The 11,461-nt window shown below is 63.2% G+C and carries 13 protein-coding genes; 3 read left to right on the plus strand and 10 right to left on the minus strand.

The genetic code is table 11. The features are described from left to right. Positions 1–96: 96 nt before the first annotated feature. The 5 genes from AT395_RS22475 to AT395_RS22495 all read right to left on the minus strand — a co-directional run bounded on the left by AT395_RS22475 (position 97) and on the right by AT395_RS22495 (position 5,910). A complete protein-coding gene (locus AT395_RS22475) occupies positions 97–1,062 on the minus strand; it encodes a diiron oxygenase (RefSeq protein ID WP_167370747.1) in 966 nt (321 codons plus the stop codon). Further along, positions 1,055–2,524 carry an adenylosuccinate synthetase gene (locus AT395_RS22480; protein WP_048628596.1) on the minus strand — a complete coding sequence of 490 codons (1,470 nt, stop codon included), beginning with the start codon at positions 2,522–2,524 and terminating at the stop codon, positions 1,055–1,057. The genes AT395_RS22475 and AT395_RS22480 overlap by 8 nt, the downstream gene beginning before the upstream one ends. Next, positions 2,521–3,570, minus strand: a complete 1,050-nt coding sequence (sbnB, locus tag AT395_RS22485; RefSeq protein WP_053086344.1) for a 2,3-diaminopropionate biosynthesis protein SbnB — start codon at positions 3,568–3,570, stop codon at positions 2,521–2,523. Before sbnB ends, AT395_RS22480 begins: the two co-directional genes overlap by 4 nt. Then, positions 3,567–4,589 carry a 2,3-diaminopropionate biosynthesis protein SbnA gene (sbnA, locus tag AT395_RS22490; protein ID WP_048628767.1) on the minus strand — a complete coding sequence of 341 codons (1,023 nt, stop codon included), beginning with the start codon at positions 4,587–4,589 and terminating at the stop codon, positions 3,567–3,569. Before sbnA ends, sbnB begins: the two co-directional genes overlap by 4 nt. 400 nt (positions 4,590–4,989) lie before the next feature. Beyond that, the gene (locus AT395_RS22495; RefSeq protein ID WP_048628595.1) at positions 4,990–5,910 is read right to left on the minus strand and encodes a methyltransferase domain-containing protein; all 921 of its coding nucleotides are present in this window, start codon (positions 5,908–5,910) and stop codon (positions 4,990–4,992) included. Positions 5,911–6,058: 148 nt separating this feature from the next. On the opposite strand from AT395_RS22495, the gene AT395_RS22500 reads away from it, so the two are divergent. Both AT395_RS22500 and trmL read left to right on the plus strand, forming a co-directional pair. Then, positions 6,059–6,862, plus strand: coding sequence for a ComF family protein (locus AT395_RS22500; protein WP_167370748.1), 804 nt, complete (start codon positions 6,059–6,061; stop codon positions 6,860–6,862). A 16-nt stretch (positions 6,863–6,878) separates the two neighbouring features. Continuing rightward, entirely contained in the window at positions 6,879–7,349 is a 471-nt protein-coding gene (gene trmL, locus AT395_RS22505) for a tRNA (uridine(34)/cytosine(34)/5-carboxymethylaminomethyluridine(34)-2'-O)-methyltransferase TrmL (RefSeq protein ID WP_042114258.1), read from the plus strand. Here trmL and AT395_RS22510 read toward each other — a convergent pair. The 5 genes from AT395_RS22510 to AT395_RS22530 all read right to left on the minus strand — a co-directional run bounded on the left by AT395_RS22510 (position 7,331) and on the right by AT395_RS22530 (position 10,347). Then, positions 7,331–7,861, minus strand: coding sequence for an O-acetyl-ADP-ribose deacetylase (locus AT395_RS22510; protein WP_048628594.1), 531 nt, complete (start codon positions 7,859–7,861; stop codon positions 7,331–7,333). The two genes, trmL and AT395_RS22510, sit on opposite strands and share 19 nt — an antisense overlap. Positions 7,862–8,013: 152 nt before the next feature. Beyond that, positions 8,014–9,027, minus strand: a complete 1,014-nt coding sequence (locus tag AT395_RS22515; RefSeq protein ID WP_048628593.1) for an NAD(P)H-dependent glycerol-3-phosphate dehydrogenase — start codon at positions 9,025–9,027, stop codon at positions 8,014–8,016. A gap of 63 nt (positions 9,028–9,090) precedes the next feature. After that, on the minus strand, positions 9,091–9,597 hold the full coding sequence (secB, locus tag AT395_RS22520) for a protein-export chaperone SecB (protein WP_010804753.1): 507 nt from the start codon (positions 9,595–9,597) through the stop codon (positions 9,091–9,093). A gap of 64 nt (positions 9,598–9,661) precedes the next feature. Further along, positions 9,662–9,922, minus strand: coding sequence for a glutaredoxin 3 (gene grxC, locus AT395_RS22525; protein ID WP_042114255.1), 261 nt, complete (start codon positions 9,920–9,922; stop codon positions 9,662–9,664). A 17-nt stretch (positions 9,923–9,939) separates the two neighbouring features. Beyond that, positions 9,940–10,347: a rhodanese-like domain-containing protein gene (locus tag AT395_RS22530; protein WP_042117785.1), complete on the minus strand. Its 408-nt coding sequence runs from the start codon at positions 10,345–10,347 to the stop codon at positions 9,940–9,942. 235 nt (positions 10,348–10,582) lie between these two features. On the opposite strand from AT395_RS22530, the gene gpmA reads away from it, so the two are divergent. Then, on the plus strand, positions 10,583–11,329 hold the full coding sequence (gene gpmA / locus AT395_RS22535; RefSeq protein WP_042114253.1) for a 2,3-diphosphoglycerate-dependent phosphoglycerate mutase: 747 nt from the start codon (positions 10,583–10,585) through the stop codon (positions 11,327–11,329). Positions 11,330–11,461: the final 132 nt, after the last annotated feature.

Below are 11,461 nucleotides of genomic sequence, written 5' to 3' on the forward strand. Positions count from 1 at the left end.
CCCATTGCCTGTCGTATCTGCCGTCAGCCAACCAGTGCACCTGCCACTGTTCCTGCCACGTGACCGGTGACGGACGACGGGCAGCGAGCACCGCCCTCAAGGAGGTCGCCAGCCGGTCGCCTGCTGCGTAAAACGCTCGGCACACGACATGCCCAATCGCTCGAAAAGACGTCGCGGCACGAGCGCCGCCGCCATCATCTGCACCCCGACTTCCCGCGGATCGATGCTCTCCCGAATCACGAGGCCAGCGTCGGCAGCATCCAGCCCGACCGAGCGCAAATGGTCTCGCCACGCGGGCAGGTCGGGGGCGAGGAACGCCGTCATCAGGTCGGGCAATAGGGCATTGAGGATTTCGCGCGCATCCGCCGACAACGACGGCACCCACTCACTCGCAAAACGGACAAACGCCGCCTGATGCCGCATTTCGTCCGCGGCGTGATCGGCCAGCAGCGCGCGCACAGGCGGGTACACGTCGTCGCAAGCCCCCGCCTGACGCAGCGTGCCGGTAATGAGTGTTTCGGTCACCAACGCCGCCGCCATGATGGACACCGCGCGGAACGCTGCCGGCACCGTCTCGCACAACGCCAACACGCGCACCACACTCGGCGACACCCCTTGCGTCAATCCGTACCCCGTGTGACTCAACAGACGCCTGCGGAAACGCTCCATCATCCATGTATGAAAGCCTTCATCCGTGTAGATCGCCAGCAGGTCGTCGCGGCTGACCGAGGCGATCGCTGGCATGCCGAGCATCTGTTCAATGGCACGATTGACGATGTGCAGTTCCACACACTCCGTCTTGTTCAGATAATCCGCCAGCCGTAACGCACTCAATTGCTGTCGGGCTGCCTGCCCCAATGCGCAAACCAGCGGATGCATGGCATACGGCATCAGCATCACGTTGAAGAACAACTGATCGGGTCGAAGTGGCGGGAACGGCGCCTCCGCCGCACAACGTGTGACGGCCGCGATTTCCTGCCACGGCTGTTGCGCTCGATCGAGCGCGCCCGCCCCTCCGCCAGCGATGAGCACCTCATCGTCCGGTAGATTCGAGTCAGACACGGGGCGACGCAGAGGTGACAGGCGAGACGGCATGCGCGGCCAGCGTAACCAGACTGGCCCGTTCCGGCCCAAGTCCAATGCCCGCCAACGGAGCACCGATGTGACGTTCGACGAAATCGACGAAACCATGCATCGCAGCATCGAGTGCGCCTTCCCGCCCGAGCGCGAGCGAATGTTCGTTCAGCCCGGGATAAATCAACACGTCCGGTAGGGGATCGGTGGACAGCACGTCGCGATGTACACGCATGGGTATGCCTTGATACGCCGAATGAAAATAGTGCGACAGACAATCGACCTTGTTGAGATAGACGCAGTCCACGCCATGTGCCTTGACGACTTCGCGCAACTGCGCGAGGTCCAGCATGCCGATTCGTCGCGGCCGGCCAGTCCCCGTCCCGTACTCGCCCGTGAGTATTCGAAGGGCAATGCCGACATCGAACGGGTCGTCGGAGCGCAGCAGTTGTTCAGCGGTACAGCGCACTTGCTCCTCTGCTGCACCAACGCTTTTCTGGGATGCGTCATGACAATACTGCGCCGAACGCTCGCCACCCAGCTCGGACGGAAACGGGCCACGCCCGACACGCGACATGATCGCTTTCGCCACGCCAATCGTTCGACGGTGATACTTCGGCGAGAGATCACCTCCCACATAGGCATAGGCCGGCACGGTATGGCTCGATGTCACGTACGGCTGGCTGCCGTCAACGACATCGAGCAACACCGACTGTGCCCCTTCGAACAGTACATTGGCACCATGCCTCACACGATCGATGAGCCATCCGCGATCCGTCTCGATGTAATCACGCAAGGTTTCCGAAACCTTCGGCAAGCTCAGGAGCATGTCCGACATTTCAGCGATCCAGGGCGAGGTGCCGCCTTCCGCATTGATCATGCGAGTGAATACATTGCGCATCGAAGCCACGGTGTCTGCCTCGTTCGCGAGCAGGTCGCCAAGCATCAAATTGACACGCGTATCGTTGCGCACGCGCATGGCCCGATCTGCATAGCAGGGCCCGATGCCATTACCCGTGGTCCCGATCATTCCGCTCGCGCGGCGGTCCATCGCAATGTGGTGCGGCTGTACCAGCGCAGCACGCGCACTGATACGCAGCCGGCCTTCGAGCGAGATGCCCATCTCGCGCAACTGTTCGATCTCGTCGGCCAGCTTCCAGGGGTTGATGGCACATCCCGATCCGATGTACAGCATTGCGTGTGGGTGGAATACGCCGGAAGGCAGTTGCTTGAGTGCGATGCGTCCGGAGGGCGTATCGATGGTGTGCCCGGCATTGGCGCCGCCGTTGAACCGAGCGATCACGTCGTAACCTGGCGCAAGCGCATCGATGATTTTCGCCTTGCCTTCATCGCCGTATTGCAGGCCGACGAGAACGTCGGCGAAGCCTGCCGCGGGCTGCGAAGGGAGGTGAGCGGAGTGAAACGAGGGGCGGGTAGAGACAGAGGTCATGCGCGTTGCATATCGTAGAAAAAACGGGGAACGGGCGCCTGCTGTGCCGCCAACCGGTCGTAGACCCAGCGGCCGACGGCGATGTCGAGAATGCCCAGACCGAAGGGTGAAAACACGATGGGCCGGTCATGCGCCGGTGGTATATCGCCACATAGCAAGTGCGGCAGCGAAGTCGTGACGAAACGCCGGTGGCCGGTCTCGGTTTCCGTGAGATGCAGCGAAGTCATTGCGCGCAGGCAATGGTCGATGTCATCTACCACGTTGTAAGACGCGAGCACAACCGCAGGCGCGAGGTCGCGTAGCGAGAGATGCAGCACGATCGGGCAGTGCGAGAACCAATCGGCGTTGTCCAGATATGGCGATGCGGCCGTCGTCGTGAACACAATGACGTCCGACTCACGAATGGTCGCTTCGAGTAATGCCTCCGGGCGTGCGTCGTAGCCGGGGTGCTTCCCGATTCGGGTTGCGAGCGACGTCGCGTAATCATTGTTCAAATCGTGCACCTTCACGTTGCCGATCGGCAGCGCTGCGAGCGGCAGACACTCGGCCACATGACGTGCGATAACCCCCGCCCCCACAAATCCCACGCGCAGGCCTTTCGGTGACGACTCCTTCCTGGCAAACGTATTGCCCGCGAGGCAGCGGAGCGCGCTGATAGCACTCGCCGCCGTACGCGCGGCACTGATGATGCTCGCTTCCATGCACGCCATCGGATAGCCGGTTGACGGGTCGTTCAGGATAAGGACAGCCGATGCGCGCGGCATGCCACGTTCGATGTTTTCTGGAAAGCTCGATATCCACTTGATGCCGGTCACCCCTTCGCTGTCATCGTGGTCACAAATGTGCGCCGGCAGCGCGATGATGCGATTGCGCCGCCCGCCGGGAAACCGGAGAAATTGACTTTCCGGATTCACCGTGCGGCCAGCGCTGTGGGCACGATATGCGGCCTCGACCGTATCGAGAACGGCTGACTTGTCTTCCCCGATGGCCGCGTCGATCTGCTCACCGGTGAACACGCGAAATTGCGGTAGCGACAAGGCGTTCATGGCAATGAGGGCCTCACGGCGTCGAGGGTGTGCGAAGCGCCGTGCGCTGCGCGGAAACGATCGCCAGCCCATAGCGCAGCCCAGTCGGAGTCGTAGAGGGTGTCCAGATATTTGTCGCCCATGTCCGGCGCAATGGCGACCACCGTGTCGTTCGCTGAAATGTCCGCAGACGACAGTTGCACCGCCCGCAGCACGCTGCCCGTGGACCCGCCCGCCAACAAGCCGCGTGCGGCCAGCCGGTGACACATGCGCAACGTTTCCGCTTCGGGGATATGGACGATGGCGTCGGGTGACTCGACATCAAGGAGTTCGCACAACGGCGGGCGGTGGCTTGTCCCCAGCCCGGGGATGCGTCGCGGTCCGGGCGGGCCGCCGAACGTGACAGAACCGACCGCATCGACCGCGATGACACGGGTGGGCAGTCGATGCGCTCGCACGTAGCGCAAGCACCCGATCAACGTGCCGGTCGTACCCGCACCAATGAACAGATGGCCGGCGTCAGGATAGGCGGCGAAGATTTCCGGCGCTGTCCAACGGTAGTGCGCCCGCCAATTGCCGGGATTGGCATATTGATTGACCCATACCCATCGCTCGTCGTGCGCCACTTGCGCCTGAATCCACGCGATGCGTGTGCCAAGGTAACCGCCCTGCGCATCGCGCCGCTCCACGCGAACCACTTGCGCCCCCGCTGCCTGCATGGCACGGACGGCCTGACGCGGGGTATTGGGATCGGTCACACAGGTGAATCGGTAGCCCCGATTCGCACAAACCATGGCCAACGCCACGCCGAGATTTCCCGACGATGACTCGACGATCTGTGTGTTCGTGCAAATGCGGCCCGCCGCTTCCAGATCTTCTATCAATTGAAGCGCAGTCTTTAGCTTGATGGAGCCGGCCGGATTCAGGCCTTCCAGCTTCAGGTGAACTGTGGCGGAACACAGACCGTCAATCGCCGTGAAGACGGGGGCCGTCGGTTGCAGGAATGTGCCACCGACACGCAACGGCGGGCCGTCGTGCATGTTCTCGCTTGCGCCGGGTCCGGCCTGCCGCGGGACCGCCAATGTTTCGTGCTCATACCCCACAACCTACCTCCCGAAGTCTCGCCCGAGGGCGATGCGATGGCGTGGAGAGGCGAAGTGAATGCAGCCCGTAATGAAACGCGGAAGCTCGGAAGCTCGGAAGCTCAGAGATTTGGCATTCGGCATTCGCTCATCACGCCGTGAAGCGTCATTTAAGCGAACCGAACGAGCGCGGAACACCTGCATAGTCGTGTAGGACGCAGGATGCGGCGACGTATTTGGGAACTGACTGGGGGCGTTCTGCCGCCCCCTGTGGCGATGAGATCGAGAGAGACGGGGACTTGCCGGTTAGCGCGTCGAGCGCGAGGGCAAGTGCCGAAACCGCGTGCGCGGAGCTTGCTTAACGAGGGCGGCCGCCACGCCCGATATCCTGAATGCGAACGACCGCATTGCCGGCCGCATCGGTTTTTTCAGGAGTTTTCCAGGCGTGGCCGTAGACGAGTTCGAAAGTCAGCGCGATCGTGCCATCGTCGCGGCGCTGACGCTCAAGCGCCGATCGCAGAGCCGCAAGACGCGACCGCCCAGTGAGCCCGGGGCGACGCTCCGGCAGCGGATTCACGCCGAGCAGACGCACGTCGCGCAACAGCGTATCCGGGGATTCGAACGTAAGGGTCAGGCGCTCCATGTCCGTGACAGGCGTATCGAAACCGCTCGCCACCATCATGTCTCCCAGATCGTGCATGTCCGTCGGTTCGAGCACATGCGCGACGTGGTCGACTTCCGCCCATGCCGTACGCAATTCGCGCAGCGTATCGGGGCCATAGGCCGAAAACATCAGCAAGCCATCTGTGCTCAGCACACGGTGCCACTCGGGAATGACACGATGCGGTTCTCGATACCAATGCAGCGCGAGATTCGACCACACCAGATCAAACGTTCGCGGGGCAAAGGGGAGCGCCGAAAAATCGGCCTGCACCACGCCATACGGCGGCGCAGTGCGCAGCAGTCGACGCCAGCCGGTCGTCGCCCCTGCCGTCGCCGCCGCTTTGGCCATCGCAAACGAGGCGTCGAGACCCACGCGATAAGCGTCGGGGTAACGCTCGCCGAAGCTCAGCAAATCGCCGCCGGTGCCACAACCTGCGTCCAGCACGCGCTTGGGCTTGAGCTTGATGTAATCGAGCCGGCTCGCAAGCCGTGACGCCACTTCCCGCATCAGGAAATCAGCCTCGTGCCAGTTCGGCGCACGGCGATCGAACGCGGTGCGCAAAAAGCGGGCGGAGAACGCCGAGAACGGGGTTTGGGGAGCGGGAGAGGGCTTCATGGGACGGGCAAAAAGGCGAGTCGGCAGTATACTCGTTGCTGCCCGAATGCATCGGGCACTGCCATGCGACGCCGGACCTCGTCCGGTCCCGCGCCACGACGGTGCTGGCCCGCCTGGCCCGTCACACCACCTCGTGCCCGCTATCGCCTTGCCTACCCTTCGCGCCACTTTCCCCACGCTCGCCAGACTTGCCGGCGGATTGCTGCGCATGGCGTTGCCGGATCACTGCGCGATCTGCCATCGGCGTGCTGCGCGGCAACTCTGTATCGATTGCTCGCAAGCCTTCGACGACGCCCGTTCCGGTGCACCGCGGCGCTGCCGCCAATGCGCCGCAGCACTGCCCTCGCTGACAAATCCGACCCACGACGTCACGACACCCAACGCTGGAAGTGCGACAATTTGCCGCACCCAATCCCACGATGTCTGCGGACAATGCCTGCGACATCGGCCCGCGTTCGACGAAACCATGGCGCTCGCAGACTACGTAGCACCGCTCGACACACTGATGATTCGTCTGAAATACCATGGCGCCCTGCCGCTCGCCCGAGAATTCGGCGAACGGCTCGGCGATGCACTAGCGGCCCGAGCTGATCCTGCGCCGCTGTTGGTCCCCGTGCCGCTGGCACCCTCGCGCCTCGCGTTGCGTGGCTTCAATCAGGCCTGGGAACTGGCGCGGGTGGCGGCGCGTCGTGCGAATCTGCCGGCCAGTGCCCACATGCTGCGGCGCGACCGAACGACTATCGCACAACGGCGTCTGTCTCGCGAGGCGCGCAGGCACAATCTGCGCGGCGCTTTTCTCGCGAGCGATCGCGTGCAAGGACGTCGCATCGTGCTGATAGATGACGTCATGACCACCGGCGCGACCTGCGACGCGGCCGCCGCCGCGCTCAAGCAAGCAGGCGCCACGCATGTACTTGCGGCTGTCGTATTGCGCACACCGTTTTCCGAATAACTTCGCCCCCACGCTCATGTTCAACGTCGTTCTCGTTTCGCCCGAAATCCCGCCGAACACCGGCAACGTCATTCGCCTGTGTGCCAACACGGGTGCGCGTCTGCATCTGATCGAACCGCTTGGCTTTCCGCTGGACGACGCTCGCATGCGCCGCGCAGGTCTCGACTATCACGAGTACGCGGAGATGAAGGTCCATCGGGACTGGGGCGCGTTTCTGAGCACCGAGACACCCGACCCTACGCGGATGTTTGCGTTGACGACACGCGGCTCGCGCCCCTTTGGGGAGTTGTCATTTGCGCCGGGTGACTGGTTCATCTTCGGTTCGGAAACCCGCGGACTTGCGCCGGAATTGCTCGACACGTTCGCCGCCACCCAACGGGTGCGCCTGCCGATGCGCCCCGGCAACCGCAGCCTCAATCTGTCGAATACGGTCGCCGTGGTGGTCTTCGAAGCGTGGCGTCAACAGGGTTACGCCGAGGGATCCTGACTGGCGAGTTCCGCCTGATAGCGAGCCAACATCGGCGCGTCGAAGCAAACGAACTCCACCCGCTCGATATTCGGAAAGTGGGGCAGCGCGTCGCGCACGGTGAACACGGCCAATGGCACGGCCAGTTCGGCCGGATAGCCATACACGCCACAACTGATCGCAGGAAATGCCACGCTGCGGCAACCCTGCTCCGATGCCAGCCGTAAACTCTCACGGTAATAACTGGCCAGCAACGCAGGCTCGTCGCCCGCGCCGCCGTGCCATACCGGGCCGACCGTGTGAATCACGAACTTCGCCTTGAGACGAAACCCCGGCGTGAGCTTTGCCTGCCCCGTAGAGCAGCCTTGGAGTTTGCGGCAGGCATCCAGAAGTTCGGGGCCGGCCGCGTGGTGGATCGCCCGGTCGACGCCACCGCCACCGAGCAGCGATTCGTTCGCGGCGTTCACGATAGCGTCGACCGGGGATTGTGTGATGTCGCCTTGATAGGCGTGCAGACGGACAACTTGCGACATGGGCTGACCTCCCTTGTTGCGAGTGCCGGCGACGGGACTCCGTCACCGGAGAAATGGCCTGTCGGCGCTCCACGTTCCCCCGGGGAACCGGGAAACCGGGAAACGATGCAAGGCCCGATACCGCACCACCGGCCCGACATGCGGTAACGCGCTTAACCCGCGTCGTCCTCACGTTCGGCGCGCGCATCGCGCCGTAGCAGGGCTTCCACCGCCGCGCGGGCAGGCAAACCGTCGAATAATGTCGCACACACAGCGTCGGTAATCGGCATTTCGACACCATGCGCATGGGCCAGATCACGCACGGCGCGTGCGCATCGCACGCCCTCGGCCACATGCCCCAACGACGCCAACACGTCATCGAGCGACTTGCCCGTCGCCAATTGCAGGCCCACGGTGCGGTTGCGCGATAAATCGCCGGTCGCCGTCAGGATCAGGTCGCCCATGCCTGTAAGGCCCATGAACGTCTCGGGCTTGCCGCCCAAGGCGACGCCCAAACGGGTCATTTCGGCCAGACCGCGCGTGACCAGCGCCGCGCGGGCGTTGAGCCCCAGGCCCAGCCCGTCGCTGACACCCGTAGCAATCGCCAGCACGTTTTTAACGGCGCCACCTACTTCGACACCGACGAGATCGTCACTCGAATAAATGCGTAGCGCGCCGAAGTGGCATGCAGCAATCGTCAATTCGCACAACGACGGCACGCCACTGGCGATGGTCAGCGCGGCCGGCAGCCCCTGCGCGACTTCGCGTGCAAAGCTCGGTCCGGAAAGCGAGCCACCCGCAACCTGCGGGAAAACCTCGGCAACGATTTGGTGCGGCAACAGCCCGCTGTCAGCCTCGAAACCTTTGCAGAGCCAGATAAGGTTCTGCGGCGGACGGGCGGCGAGCGCCATATGGCCGGCCAGTGCGCGCAACCCGGCGACAGGCACGGCAGCCACGCACAACGCGTGCTCACCCGTGCCGTGCGCCAACGCCGTCGCGAAATCGGCTTCGAATTGCAAACGGGGGGACAGCGCGGAACCGGGGAGATAGGTGGAATTTTCGTGGGAGGCAGTCAGTTGCTTTATCAGCGCGGTATCACGCGCCCAAAGGACAACATCATGGCGTGCTGCCATGTGACTCGCCATTGCGGTGCCCCAGGCACCTGCACCGAATACGGCAATCTTCATGAAGGAGGCCTCGACGCGAAAGCCAGCACCCCGCCGGCCGTCGCGTCGATCAAGCGCAAGCGCTTAGTGGGTCTGGGCGGACGAGCCATCGGGCATTACGATGCCCGGGGCCGGCGTCTCGCCGTTGGCCGCTTGTTGCTCGGCCAGTTGCGCCAGACGTTGCTCGTACAACGCCTGGAAATTCACTTCGGCCAGGTGAATCGGCTGGAAGCCGGCACGGCTGATAGCGTCGGCCACATTGGCGCGCAGGTACGGGTACACGATCGTCGGGCACGCAATACCGATGAGCGGGTCGAGCTGCTCGACCGGCACGTTGCGAATCTCGAAGATACCGGCTTGCTTGCCTTCGACCAGGAACGCAACCTTGTCCTTGATCTTGGCCGTCACGGTGGCGATCACGGCGACTTCGAAGATTTCCTCGGCCAGACGCTCGGCAGCGACGTCCAGTTGCACTTCAACGGTCGGCATCTCCTGTTCGAGGAAGATCGCGGGCGAATTCGGCTGTTCGAGCGACAGATCTTTCAGGTAAGCGCGCTGGATGCTGAAAAACGGCTGATTCTGGTCGGACATTTCGTTTCCTTGGGTATAAGACAGCCGCGCAGGCGCGCGGCTGGGCGCACTATTTTAGGGGGTATCAGGCCGCTTGCAACAACGGCACAAGGCCACCGGCACGATCAAGTGCCGACAGATCGTCGTAACCGCCAATGTGACGCTCGTCGATGTAGATCTGCGGCACCGTGCGACGGCCGGTGCGCGTCATCATTTCTTCGCGGCGCGCGGGTTCTTTGTCGATCAGGATCTTCTCGATGTCCTGAACACCGCGCTGGCGCAGCAGGCGTTCCGCCATTTGGCAATACGGGCACACTTGCGTGCTGTACATCACGATCTTCGGCATGACTTGCAACTCCTCGATTACTTGACGACCGGCAGGCCGGCTTCCTGCCAGGCGGTAATGCCGCCCTGAAGGCTGAACGCCTCAGCATAGCCAAGATTGCGCAGCAGCGTCTGAGCGCGCGCGGAGCGCTGACCGCTCTTGCACACGATCAGTACCGGTGCCGCCTTGTTTTTGATGACCTGAGCGACTTTTTGCTCCACGTCGTCGAGCGGCACGTTTCGCGCGGACGGCAAATGGCCGGCGGCGAATTCCTCTCCCGAACGCACGTCGAGCACCACAGCGCCCTTACGGTTAATGAGCTGGGTCGCTTCAAGGGTCGACAGTCCGCGACCGCCGCGCTTGAAGACCGGCCAGGCCAGCATGCCACCCGAAACGAGGGCAATCGCGATCAGCGCGAGGTTGGTGTAATCGGAAAAGAACTTCACAAACCACCTGAAAAAGATCAAAAGAATCCGATCATTATAAAATAATCCGTGATTGCGCCGACGGGTTGCGTTGCCAATCGCTGCGCCGGACGTCGGCGGCCGCTTCGCTGCGGCCCGAAATGTTCCTGAATTGCCGCCGCAAAGCCCTTGCCGGGCCTTGTCGCACAAGGCGCTGCGAGCTTTGCCCCCGCCCCGTCGGCTGCCCCCGCTTTCCAACTCTGACTGAAGTTTACTCATGTACAAGCTCGTTCTCATCCGCCACGGCGAATCGACGTGGAACAAGGAAAATCGCTTCACTGGCTGGGTCGACGTCGATCTGACCGAAAAGGGCGTGGCGGAAGCCAGCCAGGCAGGCAGTCTGCTTGCCGAGGCCGGCTTCAAGTTCGATCTCGCCTACACGTCGGTCCTCAAGCGCGCGATCCGCACCCTGTGGCACGTGCAGGACGTCATGGACCAGATGTGGATTCCCGTGGTGCACAGCTGGCGCCTGAACGAGCGCCACTACGGCGCCCTGGCCGGCCTGAACAAGGCCGAGACCGCGGCCAAGTACGGCGACGACCAGGTTCACGTCTGGCGCCGCAGTTACGACACGCCGCCGCCGCCGTTGGCCGCAGACGACGAACGCAGCTCCTACAACGATCCGCGTTACGCCAAGCTCAAGCGCGAAGAGATTCCGCTGACCGAGTGCCTGAAGGACACCGTGGCTCGCGTGCTGCCGCTGTGGAACGAGTCGATCGCCCCGGCCGTACGTGCTGGCAAGCAAGTGCTCGTCGCCGCGCACGGCAATTCGCTGCGTGCACTCATCAAGCACCTCGATAACATTTCGGACGATGACATCGCCGGCCTGAACATTCCGAACGGTACGCCGCTCGTGTACGAGCTGGACGCCGATCTCAAGCCGATCCGTCATTACTATCTGGGCGATCAGGAGAAGATCGCCGGCGCACTGGCCGCCGTGGCTGCGCAAGGCAAGTCGAAGTAATCTCCCGCTGTCGCCCAACGCGACAATCGGAACCCGGCGCACCGCCCCGCGCGGTGCGCATCCCCCTCGCCCCCCGTACCCCCTCGCCCGTAATACCCCGTAACACGATTTCGACGGTGTTCGGGTGTCGCT

It is taken from the genome of Pandoraea apista (assembly GCF_001465595.2).
Classification (GTDB): domain Bacteria; phylum Pseudomonadota; class Gammaproteobacteria; order Burkholderiales; family Burkholderiaceae; genus Pandoraea; species Pandoraea apista.